This window comes from Endozoicomonas sp. ALC020, from assembly GCF_049275935.1.
Taxonomy (GTDB): Bacteria; Pseudomonadota; Gammaproteobacteria; order Pseudomonadales; family Endozoicomonadaceae; genus Endozoicomonas_A.
The window spans coordinates 6,225,041-6,247,369 of sequence record NZ_CP184830.1; the positions used below are offsets into that span (position 1 = coordinate 6,225,041).

At 48.1% G+C, this 22,329-nt stretch carries 19 protein-coding genes and 1 tRNA gene; 10 read left to right on the forward strand and 10 right to left on the reverse strand.

What is annotated here, in order from left to right:
* Nucleotides 1–42: 42 nt before the first annotated feature.
* On the reverse strand, nt 43–843 hold the full coding sequence (gene trmJ / locus ACOJUO_RS23120; RefSeq protein ID WP_422134241.1) for a tRNA (cytosine(32)/uridine(32)-2'-O)-methyltransferase TrmJ: 801 nt from the start codon (nt 841–843) through the stop codon (nt 43–45).
* 411 nt (nt 844–1,254) lie between these two features.
* On the opposite strand from trmJ, the gene ACOJUO_RS23125 reads away from it, so the two are divergent.
* Entirely contained in the window at nt 1,255–2,064 is an 810-nt protein-coding gene (locus ACOJUO_RS23125) for an inositol monophosphatase family protein (RefSeq protein WP_422138305.1), read from the forward strand.
* Nucleotides 2,065–2,119: 55 nt separating this feature from the next.
* Here the strand turns inward: ACOJUO_RS23125 and ACOJUO_RS23130 are convergent, their stop codons facing one another.
* The 6 genes from ACOJUO_RS23130 to queA form a co-directional block, all read right to left on the reverse strand.
* The gene (locus ACOJUO_RS23130; RefSeq protein WP_422134243.1) at nt 2,120–2,659 is read right to left on the reverse strand and encodes a hydrolase; all 540 of its coding nucleotides are present in this window, start codon (nt 2,657–2,659) and stop codon (nt 2,120–2,122) included.
* A gap of 200 nt (nt 2,660–2,859) precedes the next feature.
* On the reverse strand, nt 2,860–3,810 hold the full coding sequence (secF, locus tag ACOJUO_RS23135) for a protein translocase subunit SecF (protein ID WP_422134244.1): 951 nt from the start codon (nt 3,808–3,810) through the stop codon (nt 2,860–2,862).
* Between the two features lie 10 nt (nt 3,811–3,820).
* Nucleotides 3,821–5,683, reverse strand: coding sequence for a protein translocase subunit SecD (gene secD, locus ACOJUO_RS23140; RefSeq protein WP_422134245.1), 1,863 nt, complete (start codon nt 5,681–5,683; stop codon nt 3,821–3,823).
* Between the two features lie 219 nt (nt 5,684–5,902).
* Nucleotides 5,903–6,241: a preprotein translocase subunit YajC gene (gene yajC, locus ACOJUO_RS23145; protein ID WP_422134246.1), complete on the reverse strand. Its 339-nt coding sequence runs from the start codon at nt 6,239–6,241 to the stop codon at nt 5,903–5,905.
* Nucleotides 6,242–6,308: 67 nt separating this feature from the next.
* Nucleotides 6,309–7,421, reverse strand: a complete 1,113-nt coding sequence (tgt, locus tag ACOJUO_RS23150; RefSeq protein ID WP_422140094.1) for a tRNA guanosine(34) transglycosylase Tgt — start codon at nt 7,419–7,421, stop codon at nt 6,309–6,311.
* 140 nt (nt 7,422–7,561) lie between these two features.
* A complete protein-coding gene (gene queA, locus ACOJUO_RS23155) occupies nt 7,562–8,587 on the reverse strand; it encodes a tRNA preQ1(34) S-adenosylmethionine ribosyltransferase-isomerase QueA (protein WP_422138306.1) in 1,026 nt (341 codons plus the stop codon).
* A 295-nt stretch (nt 8,588–8,882) separates the two neighbouring features.
* On the opposite strand from queA, the gene ACOJUO_RS23160 reads away from it, so the two are divergent.
* Nucleotides 8,883–8,969 (forward strand) — tRNA-Leu (locus tag ACOJUO_RS23160).
* A gap of 13 nt (nt 8,970–8,982) precedes the next feature.
* Here ACOJUO_RS23160 and ACOJUO_RS23165 read toward each other — a convergent pair.
* Entirely contained in the window at nt 8,983–9,495 is a 513-nt protein-coding gene (locus ACOJUO_RS23165; protein WP_422134248.1) for a hypothetical protein, read from the reverse strand.
* A 136-nt stretch (nt 9,496–9,631) separates the two neighbouring features.
* The gene (locus tag ACOJUO_RS23170) at nt 9,632–10,054 is read right to left on the reverse strand and encodes a hypothetical protein (protein WP_422138307.1); all 423 of its coding nucleotides are present in this window, start codon (nt 10,052–10,054) and stop codon (nt 9,632–9,634) included.
* A gap of 971 nt (nt 10,055–11,025) precedes the next feature.
* On the opposite strand from ACOJUO_RS23170, the gene ACOJUO_RS23175 reads away from it, so the two are divergent.
* The 8 genes from ACOJUO_RS23175 to ACOJUO_RS23210 all read left to right on the forward strand — a co-directional run bounded on the left by ACOJUO_RS23175 (nt 11,026) and on the right by ACOJUO_RS23210 (nt 21,367).
* A complete protein-coding gene (locus ACOJUO_RS23175) occupies nt 11,026–11,604 on the forward strand; it encodes a hypothetical protein (RefSeq protein ID WP_422138308.1) in 579 nt (192 codons plus the stop codon).
* Nucleotides 11,605–12,099: a hypothetical protein gene (locus ACOJUO_RS23180; RefSeq protein WP_422138309.1), complete on the forward strand. Its 495-nt coding sequence runs from the start codon at nt 11,605–11,607 to the stop codon at nt 12,097–12,099. It begins immediately after the preceding gene.
* A gap of 362 nt (nt 12,100–12,461) precedes the next feature.
* Nucleotides 12,462–12,695: a hypothetical protein gene (locus ACOJUO_RS23185; protein ID WP_422138310.1), complete on the forward strand. Its 234-nt coding sequence runs from the start codon at nt 12,462–12,464 to the stop codon at nt 12,693–12,695.
* A gap of 270 nt (nt 12,696–12,965) precedes the next feature.
* Entirely contained in the window at nt 12,966–14,462 is a 1,497-nt protein-coding gene (locus ACOJUO_RS23190; RefSeq protein WP_422138311.1) for a DUF3375 domain-containing protein, read from the forward strand.
* Between the two features lie 4 nt (nt 14,463–14,466).
* Nucleotides 14,467–15,213, forward strand: coding sequence for a DUF4194 domain-containing protein (locus tag ACOJUO_RS23195; protein WP_422138312.1), 747 nt, complete (start codon nt 14,467–14,469; stop codon nt 15,211–15,213).
* A 3-nt stretch (nt 15,214–15,216) separates the two neighbouring features.
* Complete coding sequence (locus tag ACOJUO_RS23200; RefSeq protein ID WP_422138313.1) at nt 15,217–18,633, forward strand: ATP-binding protein; 3,417 nt, start codon at nt 15,217–15,219, stop codon at nt 18,631–18,633.
* Nucleotides 18,617–19,792 carry a Wadjet anti-phage system protein JetD domain-containing protein gene (locus tag ACOJUO_RS23205; protein WP_422138314.1) on the forward strand — a complete coding sequence of 392 codons (1,176 nt, stop codon included), beginning with the start codon at nt 18,617–18,619 and terminating at the stop codon, nt 19,790–19,792. The genes ACOJUO_RS23200 and ACOJUO_RS23205 overlap by 17 nt, the downstream gene beginning before the upstream one ends.
* Nucleotides 19,793–20,506: 714 nt before the next feature.
* Nucleotides 20,507–21,367, forward strand: coding sequence for a hypothetical protein (locus ACOJUO_RS23210; protein WP_422138315.1), 861 nt, complete (start codon nt 20,507–20,509; stop codon nt 21,365–21,367).
* A 129-nt stretch (nt 21,368–21,496) separates the two neighbouring features.
* Here the strand turns inward: ACOJUO_RS23210 and ACOJUO_RS23215 are convergent, their stop codons facing one another.
* Complete coding sequence (locus tag ACOJUO_RS23215) at nt 21,497–22,189, reverse strand: hypothetical protein (RefSeq protein WP_422138316.1); 693 nt, start codon at nt 22,187–22,189, stop codon at nt 21,497–21,499.
* Nucleotides 22,190–22,329: the final 140 nt, after the last annotated feature.

Here is a 22,329-nt window from a genome sequence, read left to right on the forward strand (position 1 = left end):
ACTTGTTTTCTGGGTGCTGTTATTATTATTGAATGTACATTTTTACTTCTTTTGAGTCTCCTCAGCCTCTTCAGTTCTGCCGGAACAACCTGCAAACTTCCCGGTCTCTGACAAAATGCCTCTAAGGATACTCAGCTCGACGCGATCTGGACGAATGCGACCGTACATTCGCCTGAGCTTGGCCATAATCTTCTCATGACTACTGTGCTCAAGAAAGCCGATTTGAATCAGCGTCTTATATAAATGCTCATAAAAACGCTCTACATCATCCTGGGATGCCAGCTCATGGGTTCGCGGTGAAGGTAGCGGAACTTCACCCCGAGTTATAGCCAGCCATGCCATTCTCAACTCATAGGTCATAACCTGGACAGCAGCTCCGAGGTTCAGCGAGCTGAAATCCGGATTGGTCGGAACATGCACCTGAAGATGACACATCTGTAATTCTTCATTAGTCATTCCGCGATCCTCCCTGCCAAAAACCATAGCAATATTTCCTGAACTCGCTTCAGAAAGAATCTGGTTAGCGCAGGCGCGTGGATCAACGAGAGGGAGTGACACCCCTCTGACTCTGGCACTGGTACCGACCACAAAGTGACAGTCAGCTACTGCCTCTTCCAAAGTACTCACCACGCTGGCATGAGCCAGCAGATCATCCGCTCCGGAAGCCAGCGCACTAGCCTTGTCTGAAGGAAACTCCTGCGGCTCCACCAACACCAGCTTACTAAGCCCCATGGTCTTCATAGCCCTTGCTGCCGCCCCGATATTACCGGGATGAGTGGTATTAATCAGAACAATGGAAATATTGTCGAGCACCAAAGGCTCAATTGCGACTGCGTCACTCACTGGGGGATATCTCGTTTGCACCAAAAACAAGGAGCCAGAAGCTCATTAAATGCCATAAAACCCATCCAAAATCTGTAACGGATGATTTTTATGATATATACGATCAAGCCGACGAGTTTAACCCAAACAATGACTGACAGCCACGTAAGGGAAGCTTCGATTGGCCTTAAAACCGATATAGTTAACAACCAATACCTCCATCCTGATCATCAGCGTTAAATCAGAGACTACACACAAGCACAATGAAAGGTTTCCAGCCTTAAATAACACTGTTATACTCCACCGCTTGTTTTCCCAGTCACTGGCCCAATACCCGGAACTTTATTTTCCGTGTAGGAAACCAGTCTGTACCAGGCTGCCGACCCCCTCGGTCAGCATTTCGATCTTTCACAGTCAGACGTAGTCCAGCCTATGCAACCCATGGTGAATATGGCCTTGCGAGCAGCTCGCTCGGCCGCCGAAATCATCCTTCACGCCCATCAAGACCTCGAGAGTCTCAAGGTGCAGGCAAAAGACCGGAACGACTTTGTCACTGAAGTCGACAGAGCTTCCGAGAAAACCATTATCGGCGCATTAAAGAAGGCGTACCCCGACCACGGATTCTTTGGTGAAGAGTCCGGTACTATTGAAGGAAAAGGTGAAGGTAAGGACTACCTCTGGATCATTGACCCACTGGATGGCACCACCAACTTCATCCGTGGCATCCCCACTTTTGCTATTTCCATCGCCTGTCAATATCGCGGCCGCATTGAACACGCTGTTGTGCTTGACCCCATTCGTGACGAAGCATTTTGCGCGAGTCGTGGACAAGGCGCCACAATGAACAGCAAACGCATTCGCGTAAGCAGTCGCAAAAGCCTTGAAGGTGCATTAATCGGGACAGGCATCCCTTTCTCCGGCAACAACCTGAACTATCTGGATGGCTACCTGAACATGATGCGCACCTTACTGGGCGATACCGCCGGCATTCGTCGCGCAGGGGCTGCTGCACTGGATCTGGCCTACGTTGCCTGCGGCCGTCTGGACGCATTCTGGGAATTCGGTCTGCAGAAATATGACATGGCAGCTGGCATACTATTAATCCAGGAAGCCGGTGGTCTGTGCAGCGATTTCAATGGCAGACACGACTTCCTGGACAAGGGACAGGTCGTTGCCGCCAACCCCAAATGCTTCAAGGAAGTACTGCAACGTATTCGCCCATTTGCCCACGAAAACATGTGACGCTAACCTCCTAGAGCCTTACCCTTCCGGGCTAAGGCTCGCTTTTCAGGCAAAGTCATTTCACCAGTTTCGCCACGTCTCGAAAAACATCACTCCCGGCGGTTTTCATCAGTTCAAACAGTGCCATTTCAACATTGGTCATCTCAACACCCTTGCGTGCCAATTTATCTAACGCCAGTCGCTTGCTGTGCTTAGATCTGGATGAAGTCGCATCAGCCACTATTTCGACTTCGTAGCCTGAAGCCATTAAATCCAGAGCCGTCTGATAGACACAAATATGAGTCTCAATACCTGCCAGTAAAATGCATGTTTTTCCAGTTGCCATCAATGAATCCATAAACTTTTGCTGCCCACAACCACTGAATGTTGTCTTGGCTATGGGGGCCACACCCTCCAACTCATCTGCAATTTCTGGAGTCGTTCGTCCCAATTTTTCGGGCAACTGCTCCAGCCATAAAACAGGCAAATTCAGCATTCGAACCCCTTTGATCATTTTCACCAGAGCGTCATGCATTTTCTCCTGCTTATACATCAATGTGGCAAGCTTACCCTGAACATCAACAACAACCAGAGCAGTATTATTCTGACTCAGCATACTGACACCTCAACGCGGTAGTACAAACAGTTTAATAATATTTGGGACCTGAACCAAAGCCATTGCACAGATTGCTTTTTATGCAGCGTGACAAGATTTAAAATATTGAGTCAGAGCGCAAAAAAAAACCGGCCTTTATACGGCCGGTTCTTCATCAGACTGACAGGTGTCTCAATAAAGACACCTGTTGACGACAACCATCAGGGTCTGTGATCAGCGTCATCTTCCTTAACAGGAACAATCAGGTCTTCACGACTGATCTTCATGTAGATCAGCAGATTGGAGGCAATATAGATGGAGGAATAAGTACCCACACCAATACCTACAATCAGCGCTGTGGCAAAACCATTGATCATCTCACCACCAAACAGGTACAGCGAGAGCAGTACCATCAAGGTAGTACCCGAGGTTGCTAATGTCCGGCCCAGTGTCTGAGTCAGGGAAACATTGATGATTTCATCCGCATCACCCTTCCTCAGTTTCCTGAAGTTTTCACGAATTCTGTCGTACACAATAATGGTATCGTTCAACGAGTAACCAATAACCGCCAGTATCGCCGCCAGAACGGTGAGGTCGAACTGCAATTGCATAAAGGAGAACAATCCCAGAACGATAATGGTGTCATGGGTCAACGCCAGAACGGCACCGACAGAAAATTTGAACTGGAATCGAAAAGCGATATAAAGCATAACCATACCCAGAGCCATCAGCATCCCCAGGCCACCCTGCTCTCTCAGTCTCTCACCTACCTGAGGACCAACAAACTCTACTCGCTTGACGACAACGCTACCATCGTGATTCTGATCCAGCAGCCTGGCAATATTATGGCCCAGAGCCGGATCATCACCGGGAATACGAACCAGAATGTCACGTACAGAACCGAACTCCTGCACGACGGCGTCATTATAACCAGCCTCACCCAGCTGGTTACGAATCTCTTCCGTGTTAGCAGGCTGATCATAAACCAGCTCGATCAAGGTACCGCCGGTAAAATCCAGACCCCAGTTAATTCCTTTAGTGGCCAGGGAAGCCAGGGAGCCCAGGATCATCACAACGGAAAGAATAGTTGCGTAGGTACGCAACTTCATAAAATTAATGGTTTTATCGCTCAAGGCTGCTTTTTCGCTCAAGGCTGCTTTCTTGTCTGCCATTGTGACCACCTCAGATACTCAGTTTCTTCAGATCACGACGTCCGCCGTACACCAGATTCACCAGTGAGCGGGTCACCATAATCGCGGTGAACATGGATGTGACGATACCGATAGACAGAGTCACAGCGAAGCCCTTGATTGGACCGGTTCCCACGGCAAAGAGAATCAGACCGACCAAAAGCGTAGTAATATTACCATCAAAAATTGATACAAAAGCACGGTCATAACCATCATGAATCGCACGCTGTACCGGACGCCCCAGCTTAATCTCCTCTCGAATACGCGAGAACACCAGCACGTTGGCATCCACCGCCATACCCAGTGTCAGAACGATACCGGCAATACCGGGCATTGTCAGGGTAGCACCAAAGATACTCATGACAGCAATCAACAGCATCAGGTTGATTGCCAGGGCAATATTCGCCAGCAAACCAAAAACCCGGTAGACCACCACCATAAACATGACGACAAGACCCAATCCCATCAGAGTGGAGTCCAACCCCATTTTGATATTCTCGGCACCCAGGCTTGGGCCGACTGTTCGCTCTTCAACAAAATACATTGGCGCCGCCAGGGAGCCAGCTCTCAGTAGCAGGGCCAGCTCAGAGGCTTCACCCGAAGAATCCAGACCAGTAATACGGAACTGATTACCCAGTGCCGACTGAATAGTAGCCAGACTGATCACTCGTTTTTCTTCACGGAAACCGGGCACTTTAACTTTGACCAGATTTCCGTCAATTTCACGGGATTCGGTTCGAGTGACAGGCTTCTGCTCAATAAAGATGACCGCCATGCTGCGCCCGACATTATTCCGCGTGGCGTTATTCATCTTCTTGCCACCGGTACTGTCCAGACTAATATTTACCTGAGGCTGACCACTTTCGGTATCAAAGTTCGACTGAGCACTGGAAACTCGCTCACCGGTGATAATTATGTCGCGCTCCAGGTTAACTGTACGCCCCTGGTAATTGAAAGCCTCCGAATTACTGCGGGAAGCATTTGGCAGCGCCTCAAGACGAAACTCGAGGTTAGCGGTTTTACCGAGAATACGCTTGGCTTCTGCGGTGTCCTGAACACCCGGAAGCTCAACAACAATGCTATTACGCCCCTGACGCTGCACCAGAGGTTCAGAAACACCCAACTCGTTAACACGGTTACGAACAGTCGTCAGGTTTTGCTTGACCGCATAATCCTCCAGTTCACGAATATACTGTTCGGAGTAGCGATAGGAAACAGCATAACGCTCCCCCAGGTCTTCAGCCTCTACCAGCAAATCAGGAAACTCGCGCTTGATCAGACGCTCTGCCTTGTCACGGGTTGCTTCATCCAGGAATGCCAGCTGACGGGCACCGTCAACACGATCAGGCATAGTGCGATAGCGCAACCTTTCCTTTCGGAGCAGTGTACGAATTTCAGTATTCGAAATATCCAGCTTGGTCTTAACAGCCCGATCCGTATCCACCTCCAGCTGGAAGTGCACACCCCCCGACAAATCGAGACCCAGCTTCATGGGGTAGGCGCCCATGGATGTCAGCCATTCTGGTGTCGTCGGAGCCAGATTGAGCGCTACGATGTAGTCATCGCCCAAGGCATCCTTAATCACCGATTTAGCCAACTGCTGTTGATCAGCATGCTTCAGTCGAATCAACAAGGCATCGTTATTATTATCACTGGCCTTAACCTCAATATTGGCCTCAGCAAGCGCTTTTTGTGCCTTATCCTGCACGCCAGCATTGATGGTTTCAGATGAACTGGCGCCCGATATCTGAATAGCAGGGTCATCGGGGTACAAGTTGGGCAGAGCGTACACAAAGCCAAGGGCAACGATGATTGCAATCAGCAGGTACTTCCACAGCGGATATCGATTGAGCATGGCCCACCGGTTCCTGTTCTAAATTTTAAATGCCTGGATCAGAAGCCTGTTCAAGGAACAAAACTCTCCCTGATGCTCAGGCAAAGTCCGTTTCTCCAGAAATAACCGGAAACCATCCTCGATTCCCGGTCACGCTTTTTATCTTGAAAAAATTTTTCATCATCAACGATTCAGAAAAACAATTTCCACAGCTCATGGCTGTTAATTAGCTCATAACTATCACTGAATAGCTTTAATAGTGCCCTTGGGTAGAGAAGCAGCTACTGAAGATTTTTGGAAATTCAGTTCGATGTTCTCAGCAACCTTCAAGGTAATAAACTCATCGGTAGTGTTTACGACCTTACCAACGATACCACCAGTGGTCACGACCTCATCCCCCTTTGACAGATTGCTGAGCAGGTTTTTGTGCTCCTTGGCCCGCTTGGACTGTGGGCGCCAGATCAGCAGCCAGAAAATCAGGACAAAACCACCCAGCATGATCAGCTGACCGTACATGCCAGGACCCGCTGGGGCTGCTCCAGCTGCTTCAGCAAATGCCGGACTGATGAATGGGATCATTCAAATGCTCCTTAAAACAATACACAGTTAAATTCCGTTAGATCAAAAACAGGATCCTACCGACCAATTAAAGTACCGGCACTGCCTGACCACGCTTTCGGTAGAACTCTTCGACAAAGTCGTCCAATTTACCTTGTTCAATGGCGTCTCGCAAACCTGCCATGACCCTCTGGTAGTAGCGAAGATTGTGGATTGTATTGAGCATACAGCCCAGGATCTCGCCACATTTGTCCAGATGATGCAGATAGGAGCGACTGAAATTCTGGCAAGTATAGCAGTCGCAACCCTCTTCCAATGACCGGTTATCCCGCTTATGAACGGCATTACGAATTTTAATGACACCTTCGTCTACAAAAAGATGGCCGTTGCGGGCATTTCGGGTCGGCATCACACAGTCAAACATATCCACACCACGGCGTACGGCTTCAACAATATCTTCCGGCTTGCCTACGCCCATCAGGTAACGTGGATAACCTTCGGGCACCTTATTGGTAATATGCGACAGAATACGCATCATATCCGCCTTGGTCTCACCCACAGATAGACCGCCAATGGCATAACCATCGAAGCCAATCTCGGTCAACCCTTCCAGAGAACGATCGCGCAGATGCTCAAACATGCCGCCCTGGATAATCCCAAACAGAGCCGAAGGACTGTCGCCATGAGCCTGTTTGGAGCGCTTGGCCCAACGAAGGGACAACTCCATGGACGCTTCTGCTTCCTTTTCAGAAGCCTCGCCATCGGTACACTCGTCAAAGATCATGACAATATCTGAACCCAGCTCACGCTGAACCTGCATGGAGACTTCCGGGCTCAGGAATACAGGAGAACCATCCACAGGCGACTTGAAAGAAACACCATCTTCAGTGATCTTGCGCAATTTGCCCAGACTGAAAACCTGAAAACCACCCGAGTCGGTCAGAATCGGCCCCTGCCATTGATTAAAATCGTGCAGATCCCCATGCTCACGGATAATTTCAGTGCCGGGACGCAACATCAGATGGAAAGTATTCCCGAGAATAATCTCCGCGCCGGTGTCGGCAATATCCCTGGGCATCATGCCTTTAACGGTGCCATAGGTACCAACGGGCATAAAACAGGGCGTTTCAACCGTGCCACGGGGAAAGGTCAGCCGTCCACGTCGAGCTTCACCATCAGTGGCGAGCTCCTGGAACTGCATGAAGCACTCTTCTCTACTCATGAGCCTCTCAATTCAGACGACACAGCAGACTGCATTCATCCGAGTCATATCTAAAATAAAATCAAGTTTAAGGTGGGAACGGATCCGTTTTTTTCAAGCCCGACGACCGACTTTCATATTCAGGCTTTGCGGGTCAGCCACATGGCATCGCCATAACTGAAGAATCGATAGCCTTCTTTCACCGCCTCATTATAAGCCCGAAGTATGGCGTCTTTGCCTGAAAAGGCACTGACCAGCATCAGCAATGTTGACTGTGGAAGGTGGAAGTTCGTGATCATTGCATCTACAGAACGGAATTCATAACCCGGGAAAATAAAGATATCGGTATCACCGAAGAAGGGTTTGATTTCCCCATCTCTGGACGCTGACTCCAGGGAACGTACCGATGTAGTCCCTACAGCCACCACTTTGCTACCCCGGGCACGAGCGGCATTGACTGCTTCGCAGACTTCTTCCGGCACCTCTATGTACTCAGAATGCATTTCATGGTCGGCGATATGCTCAACCCGCACTGGCTGAAAAGTGCCAGAACCTACGTGTAAAGTAACAAAAGCCTGCTCAACACCTTTATCTTTCAGGCGTTGTAACATGGCTTCGTCAAAATGCAGGCCGGCCGTTGGCGCTGCCACAGCACCGTCTTTTTGAGCAAACACCGTCTGGTACCTCAGACGATCCGCACTACCATCTTCACGGTCGATGTAGGGAGGAAGCGGCATATGACCATGCTCTTGTAACTGAGGCAGCACGGGCATATCAAAGTCAATGAGAAACAGAGCCCCCTGCCGACCTGTCACTTCTGCTTGCACACAACCATCAGCCAGAAAGATACGGCTGCCGGGCTTAGGCGCTTTACTGGAACGTATGTGCGCTAAAACTTTTCGTTCTTCCAAAACACGTTCTATCAAAACTTCCAGTTTACCACCGGTCTCCTTTTGGCCAAACAGCCTCGCAGGAATCACCCGGGTGTTGTTCATAACCAGTAGATCGCCGGGCTCCAGAAGACTTTCTACATCGGCAAACTGCCCATGGGTAATGGTTTCTGTCGGACCATCAAGCCGCAACAGACGACTACCGGTTCGTTCCCTGGCAGGAAACCGGGCAATCTGTTCGTCGGGCAGCTCAAAATCAAAATCACTGACGCGCATAGTGGGTGTGTGACCTGGTACTTGAAAACTAAACAGCCTTAGACAGCTCAACCGATTCGAATCACGAGTACGGGCAAACAGGGCCATTTCTCAAAAAAAGCAGGACAATATACTGTAAAACTCCAACTCTGTCAGGCGACATTCTATGCACTTTGGTTTCAGTTACTACGTAAGGAAGAAAAAATAATCAGAAATACCGAATACCAGCTCTCAGGGCAAAACGGCTGTTGAAAACGATTCGGGCTTATGTATACTACGCCACATCTTCTCGGGACAGCCCAGTCCTGAAAACAGTGCCGGTGTGATGGAATTGGTAGACATAGGGGATTCAAAATCCCCCGCCTTTGCGGGCGTGGCGGTTCGAGTCCGCCCACCGGTACCAGAAGTAAGCCCATTCATACACTGGTTTCAACAGTGTTACGTTTTATCGTATCAATGTATTGTCTCAGCTCTTCTATTTTATGTTCAATGATTACTCTTTCACTAGGGAGTTCGTTGCCATAATGAATAAGATGGGCAATTATCATATGTGCCAGGCCACTCATCATATCTGCATCAATCTTTGACCAGTCCTGGTTGAGGGGGTGAGAGAGTGTGTCATCAGCAACTTTTAGCAAATCATAGAACTTGGTTGTAAAGTAACCATGATGATTAGAGTCGAGAGACCTCAAGAAAGCTTCGATTTCTCTACGCATCTGTTTGACCCGATCCCCACAAAACAAAGCAACGCTTCTTTCCTGAAGAAGACACCCTGCATTTTCTGGCCAACGTTGAGAAAGTTCATTACCAATATCACTGGGTTTAACCTCCTTGTTATCATCAAAAGCACGGACGACTTCTTCATCATCTGTTGGCGGCAAACCGCTTACTGCTGAAGTTGCAGTACTGATTTGAGGTATACTGTTCATTCCTTTTTTCCCTTTTTTGATTGTATAAATTAGAGATTTTCTAAACTCTGTTGTTAAGACCAATAAATCAGAAAATAGTTCAAATGACCTACTGGATGGTCCAGAAAACTACATGAGGTTCTTGGATTTATACGTTTCAATCAGTAATTGATATGGTTGGGAGAATTTCGATGCGGCCTTTCAACAATTCTTTAAAATCCAGACATCCGACAACTGTCTTTTTAAGATAGCTATCCACTTTCAGATGTACAGAAGGGTGATGTAATTTTTCCAAACGAGCTATCCTTGCCGCTCTGACTATGTCGTGTCCAAAATAGAGAGGTGGTGCTTCATGCTTGAAAACACTAAAGCCTCCGGCATCGGAATAGCCCTCTCGATCAGAATGCTCTTCATGCCCAGTGGGTTTCTGTATTGAAGGCTGGATGTCCTGATTTTGACGAGAAACGGAGCGATTGACGTATGAGCCTGCGCTTTCATTTTTATGGGGCAATCCGTCATCTGAATTGCTATAACCACCACTGCAACCGGACTGGCCAACACTATTACTAAGTGGATTCATTGATAATACTACTTTTCATTACTTACCCAATATCAGCCAATGGGGTGAGAGTCCTATTTAAGATTTAATTTTGACAACATTCAGTTCAATAAACATTGAGCAAGTAAATTGACTGAAAGTTCAATATTTATTGATCTTCTTTTCATCACTTTCGGTAACTACCTCGGCACTCATCAAATACTCACTATCGATCATTACCATAGACCGTGGAATTTTATCGAAAGCCTGCAATCTATCGAGAATGACTTCTAAATGCTTAATCCTGATCGATAATCAGTTCCGCTTCCTTGTCATGCTTAACCAGAGTGCCAGGGTTTCCAGGTCGTGAGTTGGGGGCTGGTGTTCCGCCTGTTCAGCGATGGTCATGGATGTGCCCCTACGCTTTAAGAAGGCAATGGTCCCTTCACAGTAACGCTTTTCTGTCAAGACCATCAAAGGCGTCCCAGAAATCATCGTCCAGTTCATTCAGATCTACGGCACTTTGAGTGAGCATAAGCTCCCGGGACTCCAGCTGTTCAAGGGATTTGAACGTCAGTCTTTCGATCAGGGGCAGTTCGGATGAGGGGATAGCCAGCGGTTTGAACGGCGCGAGGCTGCGTCGTAATTACTGGCTCGCCCAATCCAGATTCAATGCGCTTTACAAAATGTCATTCAGCAGTTGTCCCACAGGATGATGCTCGGCTGCCAGTCCGGATTTCAGAAACCTTTTCATATCCCGTTCGCTGCGGGCCCTGGCACGAATCACCTATTCGGACTCCCGGACCAGGCTGGAGATGAGCCAGCACAGTTCGGCGGACTGCTGTTGTGTCAGGGTCTTGCGGGAGGCGGAATTGCCAAGAATACTCCGTAATTGATGGTTCATATTTTCCAGCTCAATCGAGTGGCTCAGCTGCTGATAGAAGCCGGTCTGGTTATTCTGGCTCTAGATTCTTTAGATGTTCAGTAATTTCTTGAGCATTCAGGTGGGTCACTTGAACTATTTTCTGATTTGTTGGTCAAAATATATATGTGTTAGAAAATCTCAAATTTATACGCTTACAAAGAGGAGAACAGGAATGATTAGCTTATTTCGAACCAATACTCCACCTCAAGAAGTGGATGTACCCCAGTCAACTGCTGAAGAAGCCGGACATGCTTTTGCTGGTAGCATGGAGGTTAAAACCAGTGATATTAGTAACAAACTTTCTCATTGCTGGCCAGAAAACAGGGGGTATTGTCTTCGGTCTTTTCAGGAAAGAACCGTTAGTTTGTATTACGGGGATCATGTTAATCAGATGATGAAGCAGGCTCCTGGTTGTCTATCACTGAGCCTCGATGAAGTGCTGCAAGTCGCTAATGACTTACTCACCCATCCCCTCAACAATAACTGGTCAAAAGGCGATAAAGTTACAATTCAAGCTGTGACATACTGTACATTGGCACATCTTCCTGGGTACAAAGAAAAATTCCCCAGTGAAAGAGAAGCCATTGAACAAAAAATCTCCGAGCTGAGACAATACCTTGATACGCTGGATAGATATGATACAGGGTGGGAACTGGAGGACGAATGAATGATATTTATGAAGTGCAAAATCAGAGTGCAAAATCAGGACACCCAGCCATCAACCTTGAAATCCATTCGCCATGAAGGGCATTCCGATCTCCGGGGCTTTACAGTTAACAAACATAGAAAATCGCCTTGCTCTTTCAACTTCAAAGGTGCAAAGATAGCTCGTTTGGAAAAAATACATCACCCTTCTGTGCACCTGAAATTGGATGCCAGCGATGTAAAAAAGAAAATTGTCGAATGTCTGGTTTTTAAAGATTTGTTGAAATGCCACATCAATATTATCCCAACCTCAGAAGGTGTTGGAGTTAATTTTATTCCCTTGGCCAGTTCAAAGCATGGCAGGGTTAAAATGGAGTCGGAAAATGGAGAAACGATCATTACGTTTACAGGTGATCTTGGATCTAAGTCAATAAAGCTCCATGTTGGTAATGACTATTGGAAACATAATAATATTAATGAACTGACTGGGAAGTATGAATCCATGAACCTAATGTAGTGTTCTGGCTACCGTTCGAGACACCCTGAATTACTGAATTATGGCACGTGGAACGGAACAATTATGTGCCCCGTTCGGTATCAATGACCTGGTCATTTTCAAAGGATTGATAAGTCATATATCACCAGCTGACTGATGACTTAAGAATGCTTTGTTTGATGAATAGGTATACATGCGATCAAAATTAGCCTACTCGACAGTTTTATACGGGCCAAGAAACCGGAATTAGTGCCAGTGATGCACAGATAGATATTGAAAAACTGCTTTCCCAGTTTCAAGTCTGTCTGGATGTCAGGTGTCTCTGTACCATCTCTCAAAGTCTGCTATTCTGATGGCTCATTCAATAAAAATGGGTAGTACCTATGTCGCTAGAGGCAAGAGTTACCAAGCTAGAGCAAAAGGTTGAACACCTTGAGTATGCCTTCCGAGAAAACAACAAAATTCTTGAAACTACTCACGGGGTGGTCTCTCTGATCCTCAATGAACAACGGGAGAAGTTCAAAGCGGTTGATGAGAAGTTCAAAGCGGTTGATCGTCGTTTCGACAAGAGCGAAGAACTTCTGATCCAGATCGTGAACCACCTGGCCAGCAAGTAACACGCCACTTAACAACAAAACCAGTGGATTGCCTGTCGGCAACCACTGATTTAAAGGATATGGGGAGCGAATCCCGAGAACCTGCAAACCTTGTTGAAAAACTCCGCATCAAAATTCAGGGCTTTTGTTAGCAACCATCGTCAAGGAAAGGGAAAGGGAAAGGGAAAGGACATATCAAGACGATGAGCTTTTAAAAAGTTCTGTAGTCCGATAATATCGCCAACTATTATAAAAACAGCCCCTATTCCAGCACCTGACGGGACTACAAAAATGCTCTCCCCCGATAGTAAACTCAGCAACGACCTTGTGCTGGCCCGCAACCAGAATCCAGCCTGGCAGCTGCTGGCATCCCGACGTGGCCCCTTGATGATCAGTTGCCTTAAGACTCTGTTCGAGCAGGAACGGGAGGCAGTTTCAGAAGAAGAAGCCCTCCACGTTCTGGCCGAAATTCTCAGTCAGTTTGTCAATCACGATGAGTTTGATATCGATACCGAAGACTTTCTGTTACTAGCCAAAAAGGAGATGAGAGAGTGGCGTCGACGCAAGCTGATCGTAGAACGGGAAGGTCAGCTGTTTGCTACGGATGCCCTGCAACAGGCCATGGAGTTTATTGACGGCATGGATAACCGCATTATGACGTCTACTGCTTCCCGTCTGGCCACCGTTCAACGGGAGATCGATAATCTTGAAGCCAAGCTCAACCCCGATCAGAAAAGTCGGGCAAATGCACTGAAACGACAGATCGATGCACTGCAACAGGAGCTGGAACGGGTTAATCGTGGTGAATTTAAAGTGCTTGACGGGCCATCTGCAGTGGAAAATATACGGGAAGTTTATAACCTGGCCATGACACTGAAGTCGGACTTTCGCAGAGTTGAAGATTCCTATCGGGAGGCAGACCGACACCTCCGCCAATCCATTATCAGTGAACAGCACCACCGGGGAGAGATCGTCGACCGCCTGCTCGATAGCCACGACCACCTCCTGAACACACCCGAAGGCCAGGTTTTCCACGGATTTTATCAGCAGCTAAGCCACTCGGTTGAGCTGGAGAATATGAAGCATCAATTACGGAGTATTCTTGGCAGTGCCCCCTGCCGCAAGGCCCTGACACAACCGCAGTCCGCCGAACTGCGCTGGCTCACCTCCAGCCTGGTCCGGGAGTCCGAATATGTAATTCGTGCCAGGGCCCGCAGCGAACGCGATGTGAAAGGTTTTCTGAAATCCGGACTGGCAGCCGAGCACCATCGCGTGGGACAGCTGCTGAACGACATTATGGAAAGCGCATTGAATCTGGATTGGCAGAGCCAGAAATTACGACGCGCCCCCGCGCCATTCAAACCGCTGGCCATCCCCTTATCCGGACTGCCTCTGATTGAACGACTGACGTTCAAATCCCTTGAGCAGCTGGAGTCCCGGGAGCTATTGCTCACTCAAGGTGCCGTCGATCTGAATGAACTGGACGATGATTTCTGGGACGCCTTTGATGGTCTGGACAGAGAAGCCCTTCTGGAAGAAACCATTGCCCTGTTAAAGCGCCGGGGCACACCCATGACCATCGCCGAGCTGGCAGAACACCTGCCCCCGACCCACGACCTGGAAACCCTGGCACTCTGGTTAAGCATGGCCAGGGAAGCGGAACTGATTATCGATCAGGATGAGGAGCAACTGGATATTCAGGACCGCGATGGACATTGGCTCCGATTCTATCTGCCAAAAGCTAATTTGGAAGGGGAAACCCTGTCCGCCATTAATTGGGAGCTGTAAAGCTATGAGCGATTTTTTTGACCAACTGATTGCTTCCGGGACGCAGAAACAGCAGCCCCCGGCAGATGCTCCAGAAGACCAGTCCTCCAGCCAGCAGCATGAAAGCTCAACCACAATAACGGCTAAAAACATAAAGAAGGCTGTACAGGAGCTGATGAAATTCGGTTATCTTGAAGCCAGCCGTCGACCCAATCTCTATCAACAGTCCGTCGTCTCCCGGGAGCAGATCAATCAAATTCTGGAACCTCTGGATCTGAAACTCACCATTGATGATATCCGTGGCCTTGCATTTCTGGTGGTTAGCGACCTCTGGCAGAACCAGGAAGAGGACGGGGCAGACAGTGATGAATGGACACATCCACTGGTCAGGCGACAACGGATTACTATGGAACAATCTCTCCTGATCGCCATACTGCGACAACAGTATATCGCCCATGAACAAGAAGCCGGGATTGGTGCCAGTGATGCACGGGTTGATATTGAAGAACTGCTTTCCCAGCTTCAGGTCTACCTGGGTGATATGGGGAGCGACTCCCGTGAACGCAAGCGACTGGATAATCTGCTGGACAAACTCTCCATCCACGGACTGGTTTCAGTAGACGACAAACAGCAAACAGTAACCATTCGACCCATCATCACACATCTGGCGAATCCTGAGAGCCTGCAAACCTTGTTGAACCACTTCAAACAATTACACAGTCCGTCTGATGACGTTTCCACGACCATTGTCCGTGATGAGGCAGAGCAGTAAGCCATGAGTGACCTTAACAATTCACAACACGACGACGCTCTTCCACCGAAAAACAAGAATAGCCCGACAAAAAGCATTGATCTTTTTCAAGCAACAGATCAACCGGACACCGCTTTTGTTCTGAAGGAACTGAGCCTCTATAACTGGGGACCGTTCCAGGGAAACAACCAGGCTACGTTTGACCTGAATGGCACCGCTATTATTGGCCCAACAGGCAGTGGTAAAACCACATTGGTTGATGCCCTGATGACCTTGATCGTCGCTCAACCCAAATACAATCTGGCCTCCACTGGCGGGCACGAAAGCGACCGGGATCTGATCTCCTACGTTCGCGGGGTGACAGGTGCCGGTAACAACTCTGGCGATAATAACCATATCGCCCGCCCCGGTAGGACCATCACCGGGTTGGCTGCCCGTTTTGAACACCGCGATCAGGTGGTGCAGATTGGCGGTCTGTTCTGGATTGATGTGCCAGGCAATGCTTCCACAGACCTGAAAAGACTCTGGCTATTTAGCCAACGCAACGATCAAACCCTGGAGGAGTGGCTGACCCGACTGCACGAAGGCGGTAAACGCGCACTGAGGCAGTTTGAGCGCAATACGCCCGATCTAAAACTGTTTGACAGTAAAAGAGCTTACCTGGATAAGATTCAGCGTTTTTTTGAAGTGGGCAAAAATGCCTTTCCCCTGCTGAACCGCGCAGCAGGTCTGAAACAACTGAACAGCGTTGACGAGATATTCCGGGAGCTGGTGCTTGAAGACCGTTCAATGTTTGTGCGGGCCGGTGAAGTTGCTACGGAATTTGATGATCTTGCTATCATCCACGAAGAGCTGAACACTGCCCGCCGCCAACAGAGTTCACTCCAGCCCCTGCTGAGCCTTAATAAAGACTATCAGAAACAGACGCTTAAGCTATCCGAGCAGCAGGAACTGTCGGGCATTATTCCCATCTGGTTTGCCATGGCAGGCCACCAACTCTGGACAGCCAGGATTGAGGCATTGAACGCATCAATAGCCGATGTCCGTAGCGCCATTGAAACGGGTCAGAAGCAACATAACCAGCTTCAGGATCAGGAAGACCGGTTAAATGAAGTCTATCTGAAGGCGGGAGGGGCCAGCATCGAGTCCTTAGGCCGTGAAATTGAACAGCACGAAAGACTAACCGCCGATTGTCGTCAACGAGCCAAAAATTACCAGACACTGGCCCGCAATCTCAGCCTTGATGACACCCTGTCGGCAAAAGCACTCACCGCCAACCAACAGCAGATAGACCAGCAGCAGCAAGCCTTACAGCTACAGGCAGAACAACGGGAAAACGAAGTAAAAGAACTGGGATTTGAGCTGGTATCCAGAGAAAAGCAGCTGACAGAAGCCAGTAAGGAATACGACAGCGTTAAAGCCAGACCCGGCTCCAATATCAAGGGATCACTGCAGAGCTTTCGTAGCGATCTGGCTGAAGCACTGCAGCTACAAGAGGAATCCCTGCCGTTCGTAGCAGAGCTGGTAGAAGTCAAGGCTGAAGAAAAAGCGTGGCGCGGAGCGATTGAACGTGCCATTGGCAGCCATCGGGAGCGGATCCTGGTCCCTTCAGAGCATATGAAAGCGGCACTTCGCTGGATCAACAGTCGCCATAACCGGGTCCATGTGCGACTGCAGGATGCCAGGAAACCGGATACACAACCCCGGTTTTATGACGATGGTTTTACCCGCAAACTCAACTTTAAAGACCACTCTCACCGGGAAGCACTAAAAATGCTTCTGGCCAGTATTGATCGTCATTGTGTCGACTCACCGGAGCAGTTAAAAATAACCCCGCACGCCATGACCCAACAGGGCTTGATGTCTGGCTCCGGCGGTCGCTATGAAAAGCAGGATCAACGCTCCCTGCATGAGAACTGGATGACCGGCTTTGATAACCGCGACCGTCTCGCCAGTCTGGAGACAGAAATTCAGACACTGCGGCAGGAAGAAAAGCTCTTCAGTCAGAAATATACAAAAGCCGAGGGGCAGAAACAGGCGATACAACAAAAGCTAGAGTTATTAAGCAGGCTATCAGAGATTAGCTTTGAAGAGATCGACCTGCCGGAATACGAACAGCAACTGAGCCATCTTAAGCAACAGCTGGCCACCCTGTTAGCACCCGATTCCGATGCCGCCAAAGCCAAAGTGGAGCTGGATCAGGTCAGAGCAGCAAAGAAGGAAGTACAGGCACAAATAGATGCGAAAGGGCGACAACTGGGTGCACTGGACAATCAACTGAACGCTGCCGAGCAGAAAAAGAGCAAAGCATTTTCGGCCATTGGTCCTGGCCTGACCAATGAGCAAATGGAACTGGCCCCAAGACGACTGCCTGATCTCTCTGCAGTTAACCCTGACGACCTGCCCGACCGGGAAAAAGACGCCCAGAACAAGTCAACGACCCGAATTAAGGAGCTGCAGGAGACAATAAAAACCACCGAAGGAAAACTGATCCGGCAAATGAACGAGGCCCAGAAACAGGATACCGGCGCCCTCAGTGAAGCGGGCACCGAGCTAATGGATATGCCTCAATACCTCGAACGACTGAAAGTTCTGACCGAAGAAGCGTTACCAGAGAAACAGAAGCGTTTTAAAAACTACCTTAACCAATCCTCTGATCAGGGTGTCACACAGCTGCTGAATGCTATTGATAACGAAGTCAGTCAGGTGGAAGAGCGCATTGAAGACTTGAACCGTACCCTGCAACGGGTGGATTTCAAGCCCGGGCAATATCTTCAGTTAAAACCCCAGCGCGTCGTCCATGAGAGTCTGCGCACTTTGGAGTCGGCCCGTCGCCATCTGCGGGCAGCCTCCCTGAAAGACGACGATGGTGAAAGCCATTACCAGGCCCTGGTGAACATGGTGAGTTTACTGCGGGAGGCCAGTGACAATCGTAGAACTCTGGGGGCCCGGGCACTGCTTGATCCCCGCTATCGACTGCAGTTCACGGTTGAAGTATGCGACCGTACGGATCACACCATTATTGAACGGCTTAAAGGGTCCCAGAGTGGCAGTGGCGGTGAAAAAGAAATTCTCGCCAGCTACATTCTGACCGCTTCCCTGAGCTATGCACTCTGTCCTGCAGGTGCAGCTCGCCCATTATTTGGAACAATTGTACTTGATGAAGCTTTCTCCAAAAGCTCCCAGGCAGTGGCAGGCAGAATAATCTCTGCCCTCAATGAGTTTGGTCTTCACCCACTGTTTGTCACACCCAATAAAGAGATCCGCCTGCTACGGGCACATACCCGATCAGCCATTCTGGTTCACCGTAAAGGCATGAAAGCCACGCTGACGCCCATGCGTTGGGAAACCCTTGCACAACACGCCAACAAAAAAAGCCTGATCGCAAGCCAATCACCTGTTGCTACAGATGAGCCAGCCAATCATGAAATCAACAGATGACATAGCTCGGGAGCTGACCAGACAGTGGAATAACGCCAACATCAGGGAAACACGCCTGCTGATGGCGGACAGCTGGCCCCTGAAAATCAGAATTGGCAGGCCAACATCGCAGGTCATCAACCAGCAGCCGGACAAAATCAGGCAGCACTTCCAGCAATGGCGGCAAATAAACATCGGTGAAGTAGTGTGGACTTCGGTTAACTATCGGGGAGCTGCCGCCTCTATTGAGGTTCCTGCCTACTGGGTGCTGTCAAAACCCAGTGAATGGATTGAAGCAAGTGGTTGTAAAAACAGCAAACATGAATATCAACAACTACTGACCATCATCAGTCAGGTAGACCCGATTTTTCATCCATACTTCGTGCGCCAGAAACGCTGGCTGGCGAAACCGGCAGACGAAGTGATCAAAGCCGCCAGGTTGGCCATGATCCTCACACCTGGTTTTGCCCAGGGCGTGCCACTGCGCTCTCTCGGGGTGGCCAATACCGACACCAAATTTTTCGAGCGCAATCACCTGCTGATCCGGCAACTGCTGGACATCCGGTTTGATGGGTTGGCAAGCAGACTGGGGCTTGAGGAGTTTCTTGACGCTCCGGACGACAGTCACCATTGGTTATTAATCGCAGACCTTGATGGGGCACTGTTGCCTTTCAAACAGCTGAGGGTCAGAGATCAGGAACTCGTCACCACCCCTTTACCGGCCGACAATATCCTGATTGTGGAAAACGAACAATGCCTGCACCTGTTACCTGCACTGTCCAATACCATTGCCATTCTGGGCGCAGGGCTTAACCTGTCATGGATGCAAGCTGCCTGGCTATCGTCGAAAGCCCTGGCTTACTGGGGTGATATGGACACCTGGGGACTGACCATGCTGGCCAGGGCACGCAAATATCATCCAGAGCTTTCGGCAATTTTAATGAATCAGGCGCTGTTCAATCAGTACGAGGAAAATAAAGCAGTTGCAGAGCCAAACCCATCGGTAAATGAAGACTCTACAGCACTGAAGGATGAAGAACAGAAATTCCTGACAGCTCTCAGGCTCCACGAAAAAGGGAGACTTGAGCAGGAGTTTTTACCTATGGAGATTGTTCATAGGGCATTGTGTCAATGGCACTTGTCGAGCCAGGAAAAGTTTGCATCCTCCTCAAGTCAATAATACTAACCATGGGTGCCGGTTGTGTTAGGATATTTGTCCCAGACAGGCCCGCAGCCAAGCTTCGATTGCCTGGTCAGTGTCTGACTCTGCTCTTCATTGGCGAAGTCGGTGGACCATCAGCAGATTGGTCTACCTGCCGGAGTGTCTGGACGTTACCATTATTCGTGGCGTATCTCTTAATCTTGAAAAACGCAGGTATTTCCGGACAAGTTCAGATTTATTGATTTTGCGGCTGTTTGCAATAGTTTGAAAAGCCCTTTTCCGAGTTTTCAAATCCAGCTTTTTTTGCGAGCTCCCAGGGTCTCTCACAGCTGTTTGTGCGCTTACACCAAAGATAGCCGGCAGAACCAATGCACCCGTGCTCGTCCCGATCAGATCCAACCAAAGGTTGGAAATCTTGTTCTTCCGGGCTGTTCGAACTGCAACCGGTAAGAAGAAAGGCGGAAATGAATAGACATGAAATTAGCTTTTTCATAAAACAGACCCACGTATCTAATAAGGTACTAAACCTAAAGTTTGACGAAACAATTATAGATCAACCCATTCCAAATCATCAGAGTGTATTATTCAGCTGAAGTTTCAATGCCAGAGCATAACGAAAGGGCAAGCCGAGCCCCTCAGGTGCGTCGGTTGAAGACTTTCAGAGTGGAATTTACTCCAGTCACTTAACTAGGAGGCTATACTCGAAAGCTCAATTCAATAAGGATAATGATAATGCTTATTAATATACGGTCATATTTTATATTTGTAATTCTTACAACAGCTTTAGCTTTAAATGCGACAACAAAGGTTCATGCAGGTGATCTTCGAATATTAAACCTGTATGAAATCAGGGTATTAATCCTATGTTATCTTTCTGCTAAAGATCTTTTATCTCTAATGGAAGCGCTTAATATTGGGGTATATCAAAGCGTTAGTATGCATATAAAAAACGATTTGTGCGATAAAGTTAATGCTTTAAATATTGACTATATTCCTCCTGCTTTATGGCGTGAGTGCGAAGACCAGGAACAAGGCTGGCATGACTACAGAGCTTTTACATATTGGTTTAGTGAGTATGAAGATGACTTTGATGATGATCAGGAGATCAATGATCATATCAGGGGCGTACCAATGCCTGGAATGATTGAGTATAAACCTCTGGTGAGTATCGCAATAGAAAACATAAAATTCGTTATTTCTTATGTTTGGATAGGTCCACGAGCTGACAACATATGGCATGTATTTGGTGAATTGATTGATGGCTCGGCCTTCTATTTTAATTCAGAATGTTGTTATACCGGCTTTACTGCATGGGGAGCTGGTTTAGTAAGGTTGGCACCAACCTGGAGTTGTTTAATACAAAACATGAGTGAGTCTGAAATCGAAAATTTTATTTCATCGTTGAATTTAGATGATTTTTCTAAAGATATTTTAACCCACTCAAGAACAGCAAAATCATCAGATCGCACAGAAATATTTAGTTATTTTCTGCAAACTCTGATGTTTAAAGATGAGTACGAATCATACGAAGCGCAGATCAGATTTGAAGAACAGGAACTAGATTCAAAAAAACTACCATCCTATATAAACTAACATTAAAGCCCTGAAGTGCCTGGATCAATGGTGATGAAGAGGCTTTAACTGATCGAAGCAAGTTCTGAAAAAATTCATGATTAACTGAGTTAGCAGTCAGCTAACACAATTACGCTAATCCTTTCTCTGTTATTGGGAGTCATGAATCAAAAAGGGGCGACATATTTCCTGACATGAGGGGTCAGAGTTAGAAAACAGATGCTTACTCAGCCCTTTATCAAGACCTTCATCATATAGATCAATACATTGGCGTGTCTGTGTAATCAGGGCTTCGTCATCTTCCTCACTTTGCCACTCGTCTCGATCCTTTTGTTTAGAGCCTGGTTCTCCACACGACTCTGCAATAGAGACAGGTTTAAGGAACCCTGAATAATAGAATGTGGCTTCATAGGTGATAGTGCCTTGTTCCCTGTCACTGAGCAGATGAGCATGCCAATATTGTGGAGATTCGAATACAGGATCACAATCAGTATTTGAACATTCAAAACATCCACATTTTCGGCGGATTGCTCTGGCCCCATTATCTATTTCTGCAGCTGCAGCTTCGCCTTCATCATTGCTGAGATCAGGATTCTGATCAAACTCATCACCAGAATCGTCAGGGTCAGCGTCCGCTGCTGATCCTTGGCTGCGTTCAATATTGGCCCGGCCCAGATAGTAATTTTTATCAGGGTTAAAATGAACTCTAAAATACTCAGTCAATAATGGCAAAATAGATAAAAAGGAGGCGTTAATGATGGCACTCACAGCATAGGATTTTAAGGACTGGGGTTGTGGACCAACATCAACATCTAACAGAGGAGTTCGAAAGCTGGCAGTCACAGTCAAAACTCCATCTACAGTCTGTTCGTCAACTCTGCCATCGGATGAGTAGTGATCCCTGTTAAACGACCATACTCTAACCTGTTTTAGATTCAAAAGGTATCTCGGTAATGTTCCTTCTATAAAGACTCGGAGCATTT